Genomic DNA, 20735 nt, shown 5'->3' on the forward strand with positions numbered 1-20735 from the left:
TTTACTACTCTGAGTAATGGTTTTACCGACCTCACCCGTCGGGTCATCTAGGTCATCGAATGGATAAATACACCCCCCACACCTGGGAACCCCACGAGCGCCCGAGCCTGCCCGGTTCGCCGTCGACGCCGTGGCACCCTACGCACAAGCGTTGGCTGTATGCGCTGGTCGGTGTGCTGGTCGCGATCACTGGCGGCCTGGGAAATGCCCTGGTCATCGCCAACCTGCAATACCTGCAAGGCGCCCTCGGCGCGACCACTGCGGAAATGGCCTGGTTGCCCGCCGCCTATGTGATGACCAACGTGTGCATGAACCTGCTGCTGGTGAAGTTCCGCCAGCAGTTCGGCCTGCGCGTGTTCACCGAGGTGTTCCTGGTGCTGTACGCGCTGGTGACCTTCGGCCACTTGTTCGTTAACGATCTCAGTTCGGCCATCGCGGTACGGGCGGCCCACGGGATGGTGGGCGCGGCCCTGAGTTCGTTGGGCTTGTACTACATGATCCAGGCGTTCCCCGCCAAGTGGCGACTCAAAGCCCTGGTGCTGGGGTTGGGCACGGCGCAGTTGGCGTTGCCGCTGGCGCGGTTGTTCTCCGAAGATTTGCTGCAAATCGCCGAGTGGCGCGGTTTGTATCTGTTTGAATTGGGGATGGCGCTGATCTGCCTGGGGTGTGTGTTCTTGCTCAAGTTGCCGCCGGGTGACCGCTTCAAGACCTTTGAGAAACTCGACTTCCTGACCTTCGGCATCCTCGCCACCGGCGTGGCGTTGCTCTGTGCGGTGCTGTCCCTGGGGCGCATCGACTGGTGGCTGGAGGCCCCGTGGATCGGTATCGCGTCAGCCTGTTCCCTGGTGTTGATCATGGCCGGCCTGGCCATTGAGCATAACCGCGCCAACCCGATGTTGATGACCCGTTGGCTGGGCAGCGGCACCATGATTCGCCTGGCACTGGCGGTGATCCTGATTCGCATGGTGCTGTCGGAGCAGTCCACCGGTGCGGTCGGGTTCATGCAGATGTTGAACATGAGCTACCAGCAGATGCATACGCTGTACGTGGTGATGCTGGCCGGCGCGATCAGCGGGCTGGCGGTCAGTGCGCTGACGATCAACCCGGCTCATCTGCTGATGCCGCTGGTGATCTCCCTGGCGCTGATGGCCACGGGTTCGGTGATGGACAGTTTCTCCAGCAACCTGACCCGGCCCGAAAACCTGTATATCAGCCAGTTCCTGTTGGGCTTTGGCGGCACTTTTTTCCTGGGACCGACCATGGTGTTGGGCACCAAGAACGTGCTGACGAACCCGCGCAATCTGGTGAGTTTTTCGGTGATGTTCGGCATTTGCCAGAACCTCGGCGGCCTGATTGGAGCTGCGTTGCTGGGAACGTTCCAGGTCGTGCGGGAGAAGTTTCATTCCAGCATGATCGTCGAACACTTGACCTTGCTCGACCCGCGTGTGGCCGCGCGGGTGAGCAGCGGTGGCTCGGCCTATGGCGGTGTCATTGCCGACCCCGAGCTGCGCAACCTGATGGGTATCCGCAGCTTGGCCACGGCGGCCACCCGTGAAGCGAATGTCATGGCTTACAACGATGTGTTCATGCTGATTGCGATCATCGCGATCCTGACCATGCTCTGGATATTTATTCGCAGTCTGTGGCTGATGAGTACCACCCAAGCAGCAGCCCCTCCCGTTCAACCCAGCGGCGCACCTTCATGACCGAACCTTCGACAACCACCACCACCGCCATTGCATCCACCCCGGAAGGCACCATGCCGCCCGGCGCTACGGTCACCGAGCCGCGCTCATTGCGCGTGCGCATCCTTTCGTCCATGGGTTTCGCCGCGATTGCCATCGTCGGGGTACTGATCGTGCTGTATGCCTGGCAACTGCCGCCTTTCAGCAGCGCGGTGGAAACTACTGAAAACGCCCTGGTACGTGGCCAAGTGACGATTATTGGCCCGCAGCTCAGCGGCTATGTGTTCGAGGTGCCAGTGCAGGACTTCCAGTACGTCAAGGCCGGTGACTTGTTGGTGCGCCTTGATGACCGCATCTACAAGCAGCGCCTGGACCAAGCCTTGGCGCAACTGGCGGTGCAGAAGGCCTCGCTGGCCAATGTGGTGCAGCAGCGCAACAGCGCCGAAGCGACCATCAAGTTACGCCAGGCTGCGCTGGTAGACAGCCAGGCACAGGCGCGTAAAAGCACTGCGGATTTGCGTCGTAACGAGGAGCTGATCAGCGACGGTTCGGTGTCCAAGCGCGAGCTGGACGTGACCCGTGCTGCCAATGCGCAGACGGTCGCCGCCGTCGCCCAAGCCCAGGCCAGCCTGGAAATCGCGCGGCAGGATTTGCAGACGGTGATCGTCAATCGCGGCTCCCTGGAAGCGGCGGTGGCGAGTGCCGATGCGGCGGTGGAATTGGCGCGGATCGATCTGTCCAACACCCGCATCACCGCGCCCCGCGACGGTCAGTTGGGGCAGATTGGCGTGCGCCTCGGTGCCTACGTCAACTCTGGCGCGCAGCTGATGGCACTGGTGCCGAAGCAGCTGTGGGTGATTGCCAATATGAAAGAAACCCAAATGGACAATGTGCAGGTCGGCCAGCCGGTGACCTTTACCGTGGATGCGCTGAACCACCGCAAGTTTCATGGCACGGTGCAGCATATTTCGCCGGCCACCGGCTCGGAGTTCAGCCTGTTGCAGGCGGACAACGCGACGGGCAACTTTGTGAAGATTGCCCAGCGCGTGCCGGTAAGGATTACGGTGGACCCGGATCAGGCTGAGAGCGAACGTTTGCGGCCGGGGTTGTCGGTTGTCGTGAGTATCGATACGGCTGGGCGTCTGAAAAACTCTCCACCCTGACATCACTGACAAAACCTAAATCAAAACTGTGGGGGGGGCTTGCCCCTGATAGCTATAGGTATTTACGCCACTTTATAGCAGTCAACGGTAATCACGATGCGAAGCGAGCCGCCGTAAGGGCGGAACCCATAGCGGCCGTTGGCTGAATAATGGATATGTACTCGGTCTGTTCCAGCATCCTGTTCGGCTGTCAGGCCGCCATCGGAGGCAATCCCCCTCCCACATTTTGAATGTATTTCAGGGTGAAGTTGAGTTGGACCGACTGATTGTGTTCCAGCAGTTTCAGGCCCGGCCGTCCCGCCAGGTGATGAGCATTCACCGGATGACTCACCGGCTCGATGCAAAAGAACCCCAGCCCCGGCGGGCAGTACAGCAGGAAGTAATCGGCCCCGCTGGCCTGGCATTCCAGCGCATAGCCCAGGTCCGGCTGTTCGATCCGGCAATACCCGTCCCACTGGCAAAAGCCGTTGTCCACCAAGCCTTGGGGCAGGGCATTCATTTCCTGGAAATCCCACTCGTCCGGCACCGGTGCCAAGCCGGTCGGCAGCTTGGACGCGTCACTCATCCACACCTGCGCGGCCTTGGCCTGCAACCGAGTACCCGGCCGACGCGGAAAGTACGGATGCAACCCCACGCCATGCCACGCCGCTGTTTCGGCCAGATGGGTCACGCGCAGTTCGATACGCAAGGCCCCATCGCTCAAGTGAATCCGCTGCTCGGCGCGATAGGCAAAAGGCGTCTCGCAGACCACCTCCAGCACCACTTCATCTGCCGACTGGCTGACCACCTGCCACGCTTGTTGCCAGGCCGAACCGTGAATCGGCAGCGGATCGGTCAGGCTGTTAGGCGTGAGCACCAGCCAACCGTCGGGGTTATCGAAACCGCCGTGGGCAATGCGGTTGGACCAGGGCACCAACGGATAGCACCCCAGCTTGCCCGGCAAACCGGTATGGATCGCCTGCTCATCGTTATGGCGCAGCAACGGCTGCCCGGTGGCGCGCACCGTCCAGTTGACGATGCTGCCGCCCACGGCCGGATTCAAGGTGAGGTGGGTCAGGTTGTCTTCAAGTTCAATCAGCATTACAGCACCACGCTCGGCAGCCACAGCGACAATGCTGGAATGTACGTCACTGCTATCAGCACCAGGAACAGCACGGCATAAAACGGCACCAGCGCCTTTACGGTTTTCTCGATGGTGGTTTTGCCCACCGCTGCGCCGACAAACAGCACCGCGCCCACCGGCGGGGTGATCAGACCAATGCCGAGGTTCACCAGCATGATCATGCCGAAATGCACCGGGTCGACGCCGATACCCAACACCACCGGCAACAGGATCGGCGTGAGGATCAGGATCAGCGGCGCCATGTCCATCACCGTGCCGAGCAACAGCAGCATGGCGTTGATGCACATCAGGATCACGTAGCGGTTGTCCGACAGCGTCAGGAACAGCGTGGTGATCTTCGCCGGGATCTGCATCAGGGTCATGATGTAGCCGAAGCTGGCGGCGAAGGCGATCAGGATCATCACGATGGAAATCGTGCGCACCGTGCGGTGCATCAGTTTGGGCAGCTCGCGCCACTTGTAGTCGCGGTAGATGAACATGGTCACGAAGAACGCCCACAGCACCGCAATCGCGGCGGACTCGGTGGCAGTGAAGATGCCCGAGAGGATGCCGCCGAGGATGATCACCATGGCCATCAGGCCCCAGAGCGCATCGGCGGCAATCTTCAGTGCTTGCTTCAGGGGGATGACTTCGCCTTTGGGGTAGTTGCGTTTCTTCGCGAAGATCAGGCACAGCACCATCAGGCACACGCTCATCAGCAGGCCCGGCACCACGCCGGCCATGAACAGCGAAGCGATGGACACTGTGCCGCCAGCCGCCAGGGAGTAGAGCACCGAGTTGTGGCTGGGTGGCGTGAGCAAGGCCTGCACCGAGCCGCTGACGGTCACCGCCGTGGCAAATTCCCGTGGATAGCCACGGCGCTCCATTTCTGGAATCAGCACCGAGCCCACCGAAGCGGTGTCCGCCACCGACGAGCCGGAGATCGCGCCGAAAAACGTCGAGGCCATGATGTTCACCAGGGACAGCCCGCCGCGCACAAAGCCCACCAGCACCCCGGCAAACGCCACCAGCCGCCGCGACATGCCGCCCTCGGCCATGATCGCCCCAGCCAGCACAAAGAACGGAATCGCCATCAGCGAAAACTTGTTCACCCCGCCAGCCACCTGAATCATCAGGGCCTGGAACGGGATATCGATCCACCACGCGCCGATCAGCGCCGACAGCCCCAGGGCATACGCCACCGGCATGCCGATCAGGATCAGGGCGATAAAGCTGCCCAGCAGAATCAATGCGTCCATATCAGGCAGCCCCTTCGTTTTCTTCTACCAGGTCGAAGCGCACCACGCGCCGGTTGCTCTGGTCACCCAGCAGCAGTTTTTCCAGCACGAAAATCAGCGTCAGCACGCCCCCGATGGGGATCGGCATATAGGTGATACCCACGCGCAGGGTGGGGATGGCGCTCATGAACTGGTTCCAGGTGGACAGGCACAACTTGGTGCCCCAGATCGCCATGAACAGGCAGATTGTCGCCATCAGCAGTTGCGAGAAAATGCCGACGATTCGGCGTTGGGCAGGTGGCAGGCGGTCCGTGACCATGGCCACCGACATGTGCGCCCCGGCACGATAACTGGCGGCGGCGCCGATAAAGGTGAACACCAGCATCAGCAGGATAGCGGTGGGCTCCGGCCAGCTGGAACCGGTGCCGAGGATGTAGCGGGCGAAGATGCCCCAGGGAATGATCAGTGCGACCCCGAGGACCGAGAGACCGGCGACCCAGATGCAGGTCATGTAGATACGGTCGTTGATGCGCAGCAGTAGATTCTTCATGGCGTTCACCGTCACCGGGCGCGTCGATGCCGACCGCGCCAGGCCTTGTCAGGGAATGGGGCGTTACTGAACGGCGTCGATACGCTTGATGATGTCGGCGTAAGGCGCGCCGTACTTGGCTCGCACCGCGGCGGTGGCGTCGTAGAAGGGTTTTTTGTCGACGGTGATGAACTCGACCCCGGCCTTCTTGAGTTTTTCCTCACTGCTGGCGGACTTGGCGTCCCACAGCACGCGCTCATCGGCCTGGGCGACTTTGGCGGCTTTTTTCACCATGTCCTGCTGGGCGGGAGTGAGTTTGTTCCAGGTGATTTTCGACATCACGATGGGCTCAGGCAGGATCAGGTGTTCGGTGAGGGTGTAGTACTTGGCGTTCTGGAAGTGGTTGTGTTCCAGCAGGGTGGGCGGGTTGTTCTCCGCGCCGTCGATGACACCGGTCTGCAAGGCACTGAAGATCTCGCCGGTGTCCATGGCGATGCCGTTGGCGCCCATGGCGTTGAAGGCGTCGATGAACAGCGGGTTGCCCTGCACGCGGATCTTCATGCCCTTGAGGTCTTCGATCTTGCGCACCGGTTTCTTGGTGTAAAGGTTGCGCGTGCCGCCGTCCATCCAGGCCAGGGCCACGAGGCCGAACTCCGAGTCGGTGATCTTGGCGAGGATTTCATCGCCGATCTCGCCGTCGATGACCTTGCGCATATGCGCCTGGTCGCGGAACACGAACGGCAGGTTGAAGACGTTCACGTCCGGCACCACCGGCCCGACGATGCCGAGGCTGACGCGGGTCATCTGCACGGCGCCCACTTGGGCCTGTTCGACCACTTCTTTCTCGGAACCCAGCACGCCGCCCGGGAAGTACTTGAACGTGAGTTCGCCGTTGCTTTCCTTGGTCAGCGCCTTGCCCATGTTTTCTTCGGCTACCACGGTGGGGTAGCCAGCGGGGTGGATGTCGGCGAATTTGATTTCCAGCGCGTGAGCGGCGCTGCTGAGGGTGAACACTGCGGCGGCGAGCAAGGTGCGTTTGAAGTCCATTGGGGGTCACTCCTGTCTTGTTATTTTATTGTTGTATTCAAGGCACAGCGATGCAGCTAGAGGGTGAAGGTGGGCTCCGGCAATCCGGTGACGCCGGGGTTGAGCGCAAACACGCCGCCGGCGATGGACTGGTCGCTCTGGTCATCACGGATCGAGGTGACGAAGAGGGTGTCCAGCCGACTGCCGCCGAAGGCGCACATGGTGGGTTTTTTCACCGGCACGCTCAGGGAGCGATCCAGGCGACCGTCGGGGGTGAAGCGGTGGACCAAACCGGCGTCGTTGGCGCAGATCCAGTAGCAGCCTTCGGCGTCAACCGCGGCGCCGTCGGGTCGACCCAGGAAATGGTTCATGTCGACAAACACGCGGCGATTGGACGGCGTGCCGGTCTCGATGTCGTAGTCGAAGGCCCAGATCTGCTGCACCAGCGGGTGGGAATCGGAGGCGTACATCGTGCGGCCATCTGGGCTGAAGGCCAGGCCATTCAGGGTGATGAACCCGTCAAGTTGGGCGTGGGGCGCTGAACCGGACGCATAACGGTAGAGGATGCCTTGCGCCGCATTGGCGCTCATGTTGAGCACCATGCTGCCGGCCCAGAAACGGCCCTGACGATCACAGCGGCCATCGTTCAGGCGCATGTCCGGGCGTGGGTGCTTGACACTGGCCAGGGGGGTGGTGTCGAGGCTGCCGTCGTTGTGTGCAGTGAGTTGGAAAAAGCCGGTTTCCATGCCTGCGACCCAATTGCCCGCATTGGTGCGGGCGATGCAGGCAAGCATCTGCGGGGCTTTCCAGGCGGCGACATGGCCGTTGCCGGCGCTCCAGCGCTGCAGGCCGCTGTTGGGAATGTCCACCCAGTACAGCGCGTTTTCCTCAGGCACCCATACCGGGCATTCGCCCACGGCATTGCGGGCGTCGACGATCAATTCAGCAGTCATGGCAACTCATTCCCTTGGGTTGATGTGAACTCAGTCACCGAACGGTCCGGCTGCGCAGAATGCGCCACCCTGATAGATTTTTGCCGGGTCATCGGCAGCCACTGGCGGCTGGGCTTCGACCTGGGCGCGGAACACTTCGGACGTGTCCTTGGGCACAAAACCCAGGTGTGCGGCGTGGCGGTTGTCCCACCAGGTGTCGAGGTTATCCGACATGCCGTAGACCACGGTGTGGCCGACGTTCGGCGTGTACAACGCGCGTTCGAGCAGTTGAGTGAGGTCGTCGAAACTCAGCCAGGTGTGCATCATCCGGCGGTTCTGCGGTTCCGGGAACGAGGAGCCGATACGGATGCTCACGGTCTCGATGCCGTAGCGGTCGAAGTAGAAGCTGGCCATGTCTTCGCCATAGGACTTGGACAGGCCGTAGTAGCTGTCGGGGCGGCGTGGGGAATGGGCGTCGATGGTTTCGGTCTGCTTGTAGAAGCCGATCACATGGTTGGAGCTGGCGAAGATCACGCGCTTTACGCCATGGCGACGGGCGGCTTCGTAGATATGGAATGTGCCGCTGATATTGGCACCGAGGATTTCTTCAAACGGACGCTCCACCGAGACACCGCCAAAGTGCAGGATGGCGTCGACGCCTTCCACCAAGTGGTGCACGGCTTGTTTGTCGGCGAGGTCGCACGGTTGGACTTCCTCCGAGGCATCGGCAGCCGGGGCCATGGCGGCGATGTCGGACAGGCGCAGTACCTGGGCGTAAGGGCGCAGGCGCTCGCGCAGGACTTTACCGAGGCCACCGGCGGCACCGGTGAGCAGCAGGCGGTTGAAGGGAGCGGGGGTGGTCGTGGTCATGGGGATTCCAAATTTTTGTTGTAGGTTGTCGTATGACTATGCCGAAGTATTGTTAGGGAGCCCCCAGGTTGTCAACGTTCTTGCGGACAGAGTGCGGAGCAAAATGTGGGAGAGGACTTGCCCTCAATGAGGGCGTGCCAGTGAATGCATCTGTTACTGACCCACCGCCATCGGGAGCAAGCCCCCTCCCACAGGGGATTTTCTTGGGCTGGGAGACTGAGCTCTACAGCAGCGAGATTGGATAGCTGATAAAGATCCGGTTTTCGTCGAATTCGTTGGTGCTGAAATCCCGACGCATGGTCGAGTTCCGCCACTTAACGTTCAGGTTCTTCAACGCACCGCTCTGCACGGTGTAGGCCAGCTCCGATTCACGCCCCCACTCCTTGCCATCAGTGATCGCCCCGGTGTGCACGTTGCTGCCGCTGATGTAGCGGTTCATCAGGGTCAGCCCCGGTACGCCGAGCACCACGAAGTTGAAGTCATGTCGCACCTGCCAGGATTTTTCCTTGGCGTTGTCATAGCTGGCGTTGTAACTGTCGTTGGCCAGGGTGCCGCCGCTGGTGCCGTTGACGCGCATCCACACGCTGTCGCCGGTGAGTTTTTGCAGGCCCACATAGAAGGTGTTGCCGCCGTATTTGGCCGAGAGCAGGGCGAAGGTGGTCTTGTTGTCCAGGTCGCCGGCCAGGGCGCTGCCGTCTTCCTTGCCGCTGAAGAAACCGAGGTTGGCGCCCAACGTCCAGTCGCCTACCGGCTGGCTGTGGGTGAGGTTGACGTAGCGCTGCTGGTAAATGTCGCTCAGTTCGGCGTACCACAGGCCGACCTGGGTGCGCTTGTCATTGAAGCTGTATTCGCCGCCGCCGAAGTTGAACCGGTCGGAGGTGAATGCCGCTTTGCCGTTCATGAACATGTCTTCCATGCTCGCGTCGTTGCGCGGGCTGTTGCCACGGAACTGGCCGCCGTAAAGGGTCAGGCCGGCGATCTCGTTGGACGTCACCTGGCCGCCGCGAAAGGTCTGGGGCAGGGAGCGACCATCGTCGGAACGCAGGATCGGCAGCACCGGCATCCATTCGCCGACCTTCAGTTCGGTCTTCGACAGTCGGGTTTTCAGCGCCACACCCAGGCGTCCGAAGTTGTCGGCGGGGCGGCCGTCATCGTGGATTGGCAGCAATTGGGTACCGCCAGTGCCTTTGCCGCCATCCAGTTTCTGGGAATACAGGCCCAACACATCAAGGCCGAAACCCACCGTGCCCTGGGTGAAGCCCGACTTGGCATCGAGAATGAAACTCTGCGTCCACTCTTCGGCCTTGCCCTGGGCGTTCGCCGGGTTGGTGAAATTGCGGTTGAAATAGGCGTTGCGCAGGTTGAGCGTGGCTTTGGCGTCGTCGACAAAACCTTCGGCGTGGGTGATGAGGGGCAGGGTGAAGGCCAGGCCGCCGAGACCGATAAGGCCGATACACGACGAGGAATTACGGGCGAATTGACTCACAGTGACGCTCCCTTTGATTTGTTGTTTTTATTATTTGTTATACGTCGTCGTACAACATCAGGGCGGATATTTGCGGGGTTTTCTTGGAGTGTCAAGCAGAAGTTATACGATGACTAAGTAAAGGCGGGAACAGTCAATGTGGGAGGGGCGGTGCGACGATTCGACGTGCCCCCGATAGCAGTGGGTCAGTCACAGATGATGTCGCTGATACACCGCCATCAGAAGCCAGGCGAATCGTCGCACCGCCCCTTGTATATTCAGTCAGCCAGGACCATCGGCGGCAAAGTGCCGAGGAGCGAAACGGCGGCTACTGCGCAAACACCCAGCAGCCACTCCACCATCACGCTGACCTTCAAACTGCCCAGCTGCTGTTCGCAACGATCAAGGCGCAGCCGGTTCAGCAGTGCCAGGGCCAACATGCCCAACACCAGCATCACCTTGATCAACAGAATCAGGGCAAAACCACTGAACAACGGCGTGGGCCACAGTTGCCCGGTCAGTACGCGCACATTGATCAAGCCAGTCACCAGCAGGCCCGCGACCAGGCTATAGCCCACGCCGCTGAAACGACGCAGGACAGGTGCCAGCTCATCACGGTTCGATTGCCTGAGGATCATAACCAGCAGCAATAACCCACCCAACCATGCACCGACGCACATCAGGTGCACCACCTGGTTCAGGATCAACAGCTGCCCGCTCAGCCCGTCGAGCATGGCGCCATGGCCGACCGGCGCGAGGGTCATCAGCAAGAGTGTGATCAGCGGCAGGCGCGGGGCCTTCCACGCGGTCATCAGGGCGATGGCCAGCAACCCATTCAACATCAGATGCCAGGTCCATACCTGGCCAAAAAAGGTCTTGCCCAGCACTAACTGCACGGTTGACGGTTCCAGCGCCGCCGCCCATGAGCCCGCCATGCTGACGGTGATCAACATTAACCAGATCACACCCGACGCGAGGGCAGTCCATGCCAGGCCACGGGTCAGGCGCAACAATTGTCGGTCCAGCACGGGCTGCGGTTTGGCGCCCAGGAGCCAGGGCCTGAACACACAGGCCCCGAACATCAGCAACACGACGATGAAATGCACAAAGCGGCACAGCACCAGCAGCGTCGCCATGGATTATTGGCCGACCTTGAAGCTGTATTCGCCCTTGCTCTTGTGGGTGTCGACCGAGACGGCATTCCACACCACCTTGTAGTTACCGGCCGCCAATGGCGCGGCCGGGGTGACTACGAGGGTTTTCTTGTCGGCGCCTTCGGTATCCAGGCCCTTGATGGCGATTTCGGTGCCGTCCTTGCTCAGGGATACCTTGGTGAAGGTGGCTTCGATGCCTTCGCTGAAGGTCAGGCGCAGATCCTGGGGGGCCGTGACAGTGCTGTCTGCCGCAGGCGTGGCGCTTTTGAGATGAGCATGGGCAAATGCTGCGGAGGCACCCAGCAGGGAGGCGAGCAGGGCGACAGTGGTTAGGGTTTTCTTGATCAACATTGTGCAATACCCATCAATGGTTAGGAGCGGGCAGTGTACGAAGTTTCGACTGCGCCTGTCGCCCCGATCTAGAGCGGGTGGTAGTCTTTGGCGTATGTCTTTGTCAGGGAGCCCTTATGGGCAATCACAAGATCGGAATTCGTCGGATCAACGTCGAAAAAATCCTGCTGGCGGCGGAGAAAATCTTCGCCGAGAAAGGCTACGGCAGCACCGCCATGGCCGACATTGCTGAAGAAGCGCAACTGCCGCGCTCCAACCTGCATTACTACTTCACCACCAAAAGCGAACTGTACAGCGCCGTGCTGTTCGACCTGCTGGAGGTGTGGAAACAGGACGCCCTGAGCTTCGAAACCTTCGATGACCCGCGGGTGGTCCTCAGCAGTTACATCCGCGCCAAGATGCAGCGCTCACGCACGCGGCCCTATGGTTCGAAGGTCTGGGCCAACGAAATCATCCACGGCGCACCAACACTCGGTGAGGCGCTGGACGAGAGCCTGTACGACTGGGCCAAGATGAAGGAAGCGAAAATTCGCCAGTGGGTGGAAGACAAACGCATCCTGCCGGTGGAGCCGTCGAGCCTGCTGTATATGATCTGGGCATCGACCCAGCACTATGCCGACTTTGACCACCAAGTGAAGATTTTGAATGATCACCAGCCGCTGTCGGATATGCAGTTCGAGAAGGCGATCCAGACGGTGACAGGTGTGATTTTGCGCGGGATTGGGTTGGAGCCTTGAGTGGTGTGGTGGGGCTGAGGGCCTCATCGGGAGCAAGTCGAATCGTCGCACCGCCCCTCCCACCTTTACTGCATTTTGTCTGAAAGAATGCAGACAACTGTGGGAGGGGGCTTTACTGCATTTTGTTTGAAAGAATGCAGACCATTGTGGGAGGGGGCTTGCCCCCGATAGCGGCCTACAGGCCTACACCGCCTCCCGGTAGGGATTCCTCGGATCCTGCGTCCAATTCAAAAACGGCTTGCCCGTGTCGATAGGCACCATCTCGATACAATCCGCCACTGGGCAGGTGATCTGGCACAGGTTGCAGCCCACGCACTCATCATCGATCACCTCGTACTTATGCGTGCCGTCCGCCTGCTTCAAGCTGGCGATGGCCTGGTGCGAGGTATCCTCACAGGCAATATGGCAACGGCCACAGCCAATGCACGCCTCTTGGTCGATCTTGGCGATCACCTGGTAGTTGATGTCCAGGTACTTCCAGTCCGTTGTATTGCCCACCGCCCGCCCGGAAAACTCTTGCAAGCTCGCGTAACCCTGGCTGTCCATCCACCGCGACAGCCCGTCCTTCATCTCCTCCACGATGCGAAAACCATGCAGCATCGCCGCCGTGCACACTTGCACCGCGCCGCAACCGAGGGCGACAAATTCTGCTGCGTCGCGCCAGTTGCCGATGCCGCCAATGCCGCAGATCGGCAGGCCTTTTGTCTGCGGGTCGCGGGCGATTTCCGCGACCATGTTCAAGGCGATCGGCTTGACCGCCGAGCCGCAATAACCGCCGTGGGTGCTTTGCGTACCGACGATGGGCAGGGCGACCATGCGATCCAGGTCCACGCTGGTGATGGAATTGATGGTGTTGATCAGCGACACCGCATCCGCACCGCCGCGATAGGCCGCCCGCGCCGCCACACGTATGTCGGTGATATTCGGCGTGAGCTTGACGATCACCGGCAGCGAGCAATAGGTCTTGCACCAGCGCGTCACCTGTTCCACATACTCCGGCACCTGGCCTACCGCCGCGCCCATACCGCGCTCGGGCATGCCGTGGGGGCAGCCGAAGTTCAGCTCGATACCGTCGCAACCGGTGGCTTCCACCAGGGGCAGAATGTTTTTCCAGGACTCTTCAACACACGGCACCATCAGCGACACGATCAGCGCGCGGTCGGGCCAATCCTTTTTCACTTGGGTGATTTCCCGCAGGTTGATCTCCAGTGAACGGTCGGTGATCAGCTCGATGTTGTTGATGCCCAACACTTCACGGTTGGCGCCGAAGTGCGCCGAGTAACGTGACGACACGTTGACTGCCGCGGGGTCCTCACCCAGGGTCTTCCACACCACGCCGCCCCAGCCTGCTTCAAACGCACGCACCACGTTGTACGCCTTATCGGTGGGCGGCGCGGAGGCCAGCCAGAACGGGTTGGGGGCTTTGATACCGGCGAAGACAATCGAGAGATCGGCCATTACGCAGCCTCCACATTGAGCATGAGTTGGGCGTGCATGGCTTCGGCGGCCAGCTTGCCGTGTTGCACTGCCTGTACGGTGAGGTCCTGGCCGAGGCTGACGCAGTCGCCGCCGGCGTAGACCCCAGGGATGCTGGTGCGTAGCTGTTCGTCGACGAAGATGCGCTCGCCCACGCGGTGCAGCTGTTGCGCCAGGGGATCGTGCAATGCGTCGTTGTCGAAGCCTTGACCAATGGCCTTGAAGATTGCATCGGCAGCCAGTTCGAAGGTTTCCCCGGTGGGGAGCAGGCGGCCGTTTTCCACGCGGGTGCGGGCGAAGCGCATGCCGCGTACGTGGCCCTTGTCATCCAGCAGCACTTCTTCGGGCTGTGCCCAGGTTAACAGGCGCACCTGATTAGCCTTGGCGATGTCTTGTTCATGGTGAGTGGCGCCCATATCGGCAAGGCCACGGCGGTAGACGAGGTTCACATCGCGGGCGCCGAGGCGGGCCATTTGCACGGCCATGTCGATGGCGGTGTTGCCGGCGCCGAGCACGATGCAGCGGTCGGCCAGCGGCAGTTGAGTCAGGTCATCGGCCTGGCGCAGCTCGCGGATGTAATCGGTGGCGGCGAGCAGGCCGGGGGCGTCTTCGTGGGGCAGCCCCAGTTGTTTGCTGGCGGCGAGACCCAGGCCGAGGAATACCGAATCGAATTGTTGGTGCAGTTCGCTCAAGGTCAGGTTGTCACCCAGGCGCTGGCCGTGGCGGATTTCGATGCCGCCGATTTGCAGGAGAAAATCCAACTCCTTCTGGGCAAAGTCGTCCACCAGTTTGTATTTGGCGATCCCGTATTCATTCAGGCCGCCTGCTTTTTCCTTGGCTTCGAAAATCACCACGTCGTGGCCATGCAGGGCTGCGCGATGGGCACAGGCCAGACCGGCTGGCCCGGCGCCCACCACGGCGATGCGCTTGCCGGTGGAAGCGGCGCGCTGGAAGGGGTGTTCGCTGAAGTGCGCATTGTCGATGGCGTAGCGTTGCAACAGGCCGATCAGCACGGGCGCGCATTCTTCGCTGTTGTTACGCACGCAGGCTTGTTGGCAGAGAATTTCGGTGGGGCAGACCCGGGCGCAGCTACCGCCGAGGATATTGGCCGAGAGGATTTTCTGCGCGGCGCCTTGGACGTTGTCAGTGTGGATATTGCGGATGAACGACGGGATGTCGATTTCGCTGGGGCACGCGTTTACACACGGTGCGTCGTAGCAGTACAGGCAGCGCGAGGCTTCCAGTTGGGCCTGGCGGGCGTTGAGGGGCGGCGCCAGGTCGGTGAAATGGCTGGCGAGGGTGGCCCCGTCTTCATGGGGATGGGGGAGGTGGGTCAGGGTCTGGATCACGGTGTTGGCCTCACGGTTATTGAGGTGCTGCCTCTGATGGGCATTGGTTTTTTGTGTTGTCTGTTTGGGCCTCATCGGGGGCAAGCCCCCTCCCACATTCGACCGAGTTGTATCTGAATGAATGCGGTCAAGCGTGGGAGGGGGCTTGCCCCCGATGGCGGTCTCAGCGCTTCACAGCAACCGGCCTTGAATGCTCGGCCCGCTTGCTCAACTGCTCAAACACCGACGGATACGCCGGCCGTTCCACATACCGCCCGGCCCCGCGTTCGGCGCGCAGGTCGCCATCGGCCCAGACCAGTTTGCCCTGGCTGATGGTGTGGCTCGGCACGCCGCGCACGGTCTTGCCTTCGAAGATGTTGAAGTCGACCTTTTGATGGTGCGTCTTGGCGGAAATGGTCCGGGTGCCTTCGGGGTCCCACAGCACCAGGTCGGCATCCGCACCCACGCGGATCGCGCCTTTGCGTGGGTACAGGTTGAAGATCTTCGCGGTGTTGGTGGAGGTCAACGCGACAAACTCCTGCATCGACAGGCGCCCGGTATTGACGCCTTCGTGCCACAGCAGCGCCATGCGGTCTTCGATACCGGCGGTGCCGTTGGGGATCTTGCTGAAATCGTCACGCCCGGCGGCTTTTTGCTCGGCGCAGAAGCAGCAGTGGTCGGTGGCGGTGGTGTGCAGGTTGCCCGATTGCAGGCCATGCCACAGCGCTTCCTGGTGCCCGCGCGGGCGGAACGGCGGGCTCATCACATAGCCGGCGGCGGTTTGCCAGTCGGGGTGTTGGTAGACGCTGTCGTCCAGCAGCAAGTGGCCGGCGAGCACTTCGCCGTACACAGCCTGGCCTTTGCCACGGGCATAGGTGATTTCATCCAGCGCTTCTTTGGTGGACACGTGCACCAGGTACAGCGGCGTGCCGATCGTCTCGGCGATACGGATCGCACGGCTGGCCGCTTCACCTTCTACCTGGGACGGGCGCGACAGCGGGTGCGCCTCCGGCCCGGTGATGCCCTGGGCCATCAACTTGCGTTGCAGGTGATACACCAATTCGCCATTTTCGGCATGCACGGTGGGCACGGCGCCGAGTTCCAGGCAGCGCTCGAAGCTGGCGACCAGGGTGTCGTCGGCCGCCATGATTGCGTTCTTGTAGGCCATGAAGTGCTTGAAGCTGTTGATGCCGTGATGGCTGACCAGCTCGGCCATTTCCTCGCGCACCTGTTCGCTCCACCAGGTGATTGCCACGTGGAAGCCGTAGTCGGATGCCGATTTTTCGGCCCAGCCGCGCCATTGGTGAAACGCTTCCATCAAGGACTGCTGCGGGTTGGGGATCACAAAATCGATGATGGAGGTAGTGCCTCCGGCCAAGCCCGCTGCTGTACCACTGAAAAAGTCTTCACTGGCCACGGTGCCCATGAAAGGCAGTTGCATGTGGGTATGGGGGTCGATGCCGCCGGGCATCAAGTATTGGCCGCTGCCATCGAGTATTTCAGTGCCGGCGGGAATATCCAGATCCGTGCCAATGGCGCGAATTAGACCGCCTGCGCATAACACATCGGCGCGGTAACTTTCATCATGGGTAATAACGGTAGCGCCATGGATCAACAGCGACATGTCGAGTTCCTCACAGGCTTGACCGGCTTGTGCCAGTTCTAAGTGTTGTAATACTGCTGCCGATGGTCGGTTAATTCCTGTCATCGGTGACAGGAATAGAAACTAGCCCGAGTTTTTCGATTGAGCAAGAAGATTTTTAATAAGCTTATATCCATATTAAGTATCTGATTTGTAAGGATTAAAAATTAAAATCACCAAAATGTAGCGGCCTCTCACCATTTTGACGCACTTGACAGGATCTCAATATGAGCAACATTTCTTATTGCAAATCAGACGGTTGAGATATGCCTCTTGACGGGGCTGGGAAATAAAAATAATTGTGTTGCACCAGATTGAGTCCCGACAGTTCGGGCAACTTCCACGTTATTCGGCCTGAGTCGCGTGGCAAGTACCGCAGGTTCAATCGGAAAGCTGATTAACATCAGTCAGTTATATGAGCGGTAAGGGTGTGGTAGCGGTTTTCGGCACGGTTATTGAGTGCAGAAACGGCTGGCCGGGCCCGTGATGTCATGTTGTTTACGAGGTACTCCGGCCACCTGCACTCACCACGCAGGTGAGCAAAAATAATTCGAAAAAACCGTGGAGCGGCCATGCAACAGAACAGATCGCAAGTCATAGAACGCAACGGCCTGTACGAACTCGACGCCGGCCCCGACGTCCTCGACAGCCCTCGCTATAACCACGACATGGCACCGACCAAGGTGCATGAACGAACCTGGAACAAATGGCACATCACCGCGCTGTGGGTTGGCATGTCGATCTGCGTGCCCACGTACACCCTGGGTGGCGTTCTGACCGCTTACTTCGGGTTGTCGGTGGGCGAGGCGCTGATGGCGATTTTGCTCGCCAATATCGTGGTGCTGATTCCGCTGACCCTCAACGCCTTCCCCGGCACCAAGTACGGCATTCCGTTCCCGGTATTGCTGCGTTCGTCTTTCGGGATCCTCGGTTCCAACGTGCCGTGCCTCATCCGCGCGCTGGTGGCGTGCGGCTGGTTTGGTATCCAGACGATGTTTGGCGGACTGGCGATTCACCTGTTCCTGGGGTCGATTTTTGAGGGGTGGAAGTCCCTAGGCGGCACCGGTGAAGTGATCGGCTTCATGATTTTCTGGTGTCTGAATTTGTGGGTCGTATTGCGTGGCGCCGAGTCGATCAAGCGCCTGGAAACCCTGTCGGCGCCGTTGCTGGTAGCTGTGGGCATTGGCCTGCTGGTGTGGGCGATGCCGAATGTATCTATCAGCGAGCTGATGGCTATTCCTCCCAAGCGCCCTGAGGGGGCGAGCCTCACCGGTTATTTCATGGCCGGCCTTACCGCGATGGTGGGCTTCTGGGCCACCTTGTCGCTGAATATTCCCGATTTCAGCCGCTACGCCAAAAGCCAGAAGGACCAGATCCTCGGGCAGATTTTCGGCCTGCCGCTGACCATGTTTCTGTTCGCCGCCCTCGGCGTGATCATGACCGCCGCGTCAGTGAAGCTGGTAGGCGTCAGCGTGTCCGATCCGGTGACCCTGATCGGTCATATCCAGAGCCCGGTGTGGGTGGCCGTGGCCATGGCGCTGATCATCGTCGCGACCTTGTCCACCAACACTGCCGCGAACATCGTCTCGCCCACCAACGACTTCCAGAACATCGCGCCCAAGCTGATCAACCGCACCACGGCGGTGATCCTCACCGGCCTGGTCGGGCTGGTATTGATGGGCCATGAACTGCTGAAAAAACTCGGCCTGATCGTCTCGGATGTGAGCCTGGAAACCGTGTATTCCAACTGGTTGCTGGGTTACTCAAGTTTGCTGGGCCCGATCGCCGGGATCATGGTGGTGGACTACTTCATCACCCGCAAACAGCAACTGGACCTGGCCGGCTTATACCGCGACGACGTATACCCGGCGTGGAACTGGAGCGGCTTTATCGCCTTTGGCGTGCCGGTGGTGTTGACGTTGCTGTCGTTGGGCAGTGATGCGTTCAGCTGGTTCTACAGCTACGGCTGGTTTACCGGTTCGGCGTTGGGCGGGTTGTTGTATTACGGCCTGAATGCCAGGCGCGGAATCAGCCCGGTCGTTGTCAATTCATAAGAAATACAAGCCTGAGGAGATCCCCATGAACGCTGCCCTTGACGTTCTGCAATCGACCCACCAGCACATCAACCGCGACCGCTTGTGGCAGTCGCTGATGGACCTGGCCAAACTCGGTGCCACCCCCAAGGGCGGCGTGTGCCGCCTGGCCCTCACCGATCTCGACCGCAAGGCCCGCGACCTGTTTGTGCAGTGGTGCGAAGACGCCGGTTGCACCGTGACCGTTGACGGCATTGGCAACATTTTCGCGCGCCGTCCCGGTCGTAATCCCAACCTGCCGCCCGTGATGACCGGCAGCCATATCGACACTCAGCCCACGGGCGGCAAGTTTGATGGCTGCTTTGGTGTATTAGCCGGGGTGGAAGTGCTGCGCACCCTGAACGATCTGAATATCGAAACGGAAGCGCCGCTGGAAGTGGTGGTGTGGACCAACGAAGAAGGCTCGCGCTTTCCGCCCTGCATGATGGGCTCCGGAGTGTTTGCCGAAAAATTCACCCTGGCGGAGACGCTGGCCAAAGTCGATGCGGATGGCGTGAGCGTGGGTGATGCGTTGAATGCGATTGGCTACGCGGGAACCCGTCCTGAAAGTGGGCACAAGGTCGGTGCGTATTTCGAAGCGCATATCGAACAAGGGCCGATTCTTGAGGATGAGAAGAAGACCATCGGCGTGGTACTCGGCGCCCTCGGACAAAAGTGGTTCGACCTGAAGCTGCGCGGCGTTGAAGCGCATGCGGGGCCGACGCCGATGCATCTGCGCAAGGACGCCCTGGTAGGCGCGGCGGCAGTGGTGGCGGCGGTGAATGCGGCGGCGTTGGGGCATCAGCCCCATGCTTGCGGGACCGTGGGTTGCCTGCAGGCGTATCCCGGCTCACGCAACGTCATTCCTGGCGAAGTGCGCATGACCCTGGACTTCCGTCACTTGGAACCGGCGCGCTTGGATTCGATGATTGCCGAGGTGCGCAAGGTCATTGATGACACCTGCGCCAAGCATGGCTTGAGTTTTGAAATGGAACCCACGGCCGACTTCCCGCCGCTGTACTTCGACAAAGGCTGCGTTGACGCCGTGCGCGATGCGGCGAATGGGCTGGGCTTGTCGAACATGGACATCGTCAGCGGGGCAGGTCACGACGCGATCTTCGTCGCCGAGTTGGGGCCGGCGGGGATGATCTTTGTGCCGTGTGAGGGGGGGATCAGCCATAACGAGATCGAGAACGCCGCCCCGGATGATCTGGCGGCGGGGTGTGCGGTATTGCTGCGCGCCATGGTGGCTGCATCGGCAGCCATCGCCAGCGGCAAACTCGCGGCCTGAAATGCGGTAAAAAATGTGGGAGGGGGCTTGCTCCCGATAGCGGTGTATCAGTTGCAGATAATCTGACTGACCTACCGCAATCGGGAGCAAGCCCCCTCCCACATTTGAACGGTGTTGTTTCAGCTAGTGTTGCCAGACGTTAGACCCAGATGGCATCCCACAGTGGGTAGTCGCCAATCCGCTCGACCAGGCCTGCTCGCAATGGATTAGCCACCACATATCGGGCCATTTTCACCAAGTCATCTTCCTTGCGTAGCGCCCGGTCATGGAAGCTCTCTTGCCAAAGCCGCCCCTTGCGTCCGCTTGCACCATTAACGGTCCTGGTGCTTTTTGACTTCACCTGGCACATCAAGTCCGCCAGCGAGCCTTTTTTCAGTTCAAGCAGCCAATGGAAATGGTCCGGCATGATCACCCATGCCAGGGAATTGGCCAGCCCTTGGTACTGGGCCAGCCGAAATTGCCAGACCACTAAGCGAGCGAGATGGAAGTTGTTGAATATCGGTATGCGTTCGTGAGTGTTGGTGGTGATGAGGTAGATGCGGTTGGGTTCGCTGAAGCGGCCGATGCGCAGGCGGTGTGAAGCGGGTAAATCTGCCATTCCCTGGCCCTCTCTAGATGTGCTTAGAGAGGCTAGATTGGAGAGCAAGAGGTTGATGGGCAGGCTTTTGGCAGGA

At 60.5% G+C, this 20735-nt stretch carries 18 protein-coding genes; 5 read left to right on the forward strand and 13 right to left on the reverse strand.

The annotated features are described in order from the left end of the window. The first annotated feature begins 59 nt into the window (after nt 1–59). Both CKW32_RS06360 and CKW32_RS06365 read left to right on the forward strand, forming a co-directional pair. Entirely contained in the window at nt 60–1706 is a 1647-nt protein-coding gene (locus tag CKW32_RS06360; protein WP_032889953.1) for an MFS transporter, read from the forward strand. Beyond that, a complete protein-coding gene (locus tag CKW32_RS06365; protein ID WP_032889950.1) occupies nt 1703–2848 on the forward strand; it encodes an HlyD family secretion protein in 1146 nt (381 codons plus the stop codon). The genes CKW32_RS06360 and CKW32_RS06365 overlap by 4 nt, the downstream gene beginning before the upstream one ends. 190 nt (nt 2849–3038) lie before the next feature. Here CKW32_RS06365 and CKW32_RS06370 read toward each other — a convergent pair whose 3' ends face one another. The 9 genes from CKW32_RS06370 to copC all read right to left on the reverse strand — a co-directional run bounded on the left by CKW32_RS06370 (nt 3039) and on the right by copC (nt 11515). Continuing rightward, nucleotides 3039–3929: an aldose 1-epimerase gene (locus tag CKW32_RS06370; protein ID WP_095184369.1), complete on the reverse strand. Its 891-nt coding sequence runs from the start codon at nt 3927–3929 to the stop codon at nt 3039–3041. Further along, complete coding sequence (locus tag CKW32_RS06375) at nt 3929–5209, reverse strand: TRAP transporter large permease (protein WP_095184370.1); 1281 nt, start codon at nt 5207–5209, stop codon at nt 3929–3931. The genes CKW32_RS06370 and CKW32_RS06375 overlap by 1 nt, the downstream gene beginning before the upstream one ends. Before the next feature lies 1 nt (nt 5210). Then, the gene (locus CKW32_RS06380) at nt 5211–5738 is read right to left on the reverse strand and encodes a TRAP transporter small permease (protein WP_032889944.1); all 528 of its coding nucleotides are present in this window, start codon (nt 5736–5738) and stop codon (nt 5211–5213) included. A 63-nt stretch (nt 5739–5801) separates the two neighbouring features. Then, nucleotides 5802–6764, reverse strand: coding sequence for a TRAP transporter substrate-binding protein (locus CKW32_RS06385; protein WP_032889942.1), 963 nt, complete (start codon nt 6762–6764; stop codon nt 5802–5804). A gap of 56 nt (nt 6765–6820) precedes the next feature. After that, complete coding sequence (locus CKW32_RS06390) at nt 6821–7696, reverse strand: SMP-30/gluconolactonase/LRE family protein (RefSeq protein WP_032889941.1); 876 nt, start codon at nt 7694–7696, stop codon at nt 6821–6823. 30 nt (nt 7697–7726) lie between these two features. Further along, nucleotides 7727–8545 (reverse strand): NAD(P)-dependent oxidoreductase, encoded by an 819-nt coding sequence (locus CKW32_RS06395; RefSeq protein WP_095184371.1) that lies wholly within the window; start codon nt 8543–8545, stop codon nt 7727–7729. A 223-nt stretch (nt 8546–8768) separates the two neighbouring features. Next, on the reverse strand, nt 8769–10031 hold the full coding sequence (locus CKW32_RS06400) for an OprD family porin (RefSeq protein ID WP_032889938.1): 1263 nt from the start codon (nt 10029–10031) through the stop codon (nt 8769–8771). Nucleotides 10032–10288: 257 nt separating this feature from the next. Next, entirely contained in the window at nt 10289–11146 is an 858-nt protein-coding gene (gene copD / locus CKW32_RS06405; protein WP_095184372.1) for a copper homeostasis membrane protein CopD, read from the reverse strand. 3 nt (nt 11147–11149) lie between these two features. Then, the gene (copC, locus tag CKW32_RS06410; protein ID WP_095184373.1) at nt 11150–11515 is read right to left on the reverse strand and encodes a copper homeostasis periplasmic binding protein CopC; all 366 of its coding nucleotides are present in this window, start codon (nt 11513–11515) and stop codon (nt 11150–11152) included. Nucleotides 11516–11631: 116 nt separating this feature from the next. On the opposite strand from copC, the gene CKW32_RS06415 reads away from it, so the two are divergent. Next, nucleotides 11632–12252, forward strand: a complete 621-nt coding sequence (locus CKW32_RS06415; protein ID WP_032889933.1) for a TetR/AcrR family transcriptional regulator — start codon at nt 11632–11634, stop codon at nt 12250–12252. 183 nt (nt 12253–12435) lie between these two features. Here CKW32_RS06415 and preA read toward each other — a convergent pair whose 3' ends face one another. The 3 genes from preA to hydA form a co-directional block, all read right to left on the reverse strand. Beyond that, nucleotides 12436–13710 (reverse strand): NAD-dependent dihydropyrimidine dehydrogenase subunit PreA, encoded by a 1275-nt coding sequence (gene preA / locus CKW32_RS06420; protein ID WP_032889931.1) that lies wholly within the window; start codon nt 13708–13710, stop codon nt 12436–12438. Then, nucleotides 13710–15077 (reverse strand): NAD(P)-dependent oxidoreductase, encoded by a 1368-nt coding sequence (locus CKW32_RS06425; protein WP_032890056.1) that lies wholly within the window; start codon nt 15075–15077, stop codon nt 13710–13712. Before CKW32_RS06425 ends, preA begins: the two co-directional genes overlap by 1 nt. A gap of 163 nt (nt 15078–15240) precedes the next feature. After that, nucleotides 15241–16680, reverse strand: a complete 1440-nt coding sequence (gene hydA / locus CKW32_RS06430) for a dihydropyrimidinase (RefSeq protein ID WP_095184374.1) — start codon at nt 16678–16680, stop codon at nt 15241–15243. A gap of 590 nt (nt 16681–17270) precedes the next feature. Between hydA and CKW32_RS06435 the strand changes: the two genes are divergently transcribed. Both CKW32_RS06435 and CKW32_RS06440 read left to right on the forward strand, forming a co-directional pair. Continuing rightward, complete coding sequence (locus CKW32_RS06435; protein WP_032889926.1) at nt 17271–18752, forward strand: NCS1 family nucleobase:cation symporter-1; 1482 nt, start codon at nt 17271–17273, stop codon at nt 18750–18752. Between the two features lie 25 nt (nt 18753–18777). After that, a complete protein-coding gene (locus CKW32_RS06440; protein ID WP_095184375.1) occupies nt 18778–20061 on the forward strand; it encodes a Zn-dependent hydrolase in 1284 nt (427 codons plus the stop codon). A 139-nt stretch (nt 20062–20200) separates the two neighbouring features. Here CKW32_RS06440 and CKW32_RS06445 read toward each other — a convergent pair whose 3' ends face one another. After that, nucleotides 20201–20659, reverse strand: a complete 459-nt coding sequence (locus tag CKW32_RS06445) for a transposase (RefSeq protein ID WP_095184376.1) — start codon at nt 20657–20659, stop codon at nt 20201–20203. Between the last annotated feature and the right edge of the window lie 76 nt (nt 20660–20735).

It is taken from the genome of Pseudomonas sp. Irchel 3H9 (assembly GCF_900187495.1).
Taxonomy (GTDB): Bacteria; Pseudomonadota; Gammaproteobacteria; order Pseudomonadales; family Pseudomonadaceae; genus Aquipseudomonas; species Aquipseudomonas sivasensis.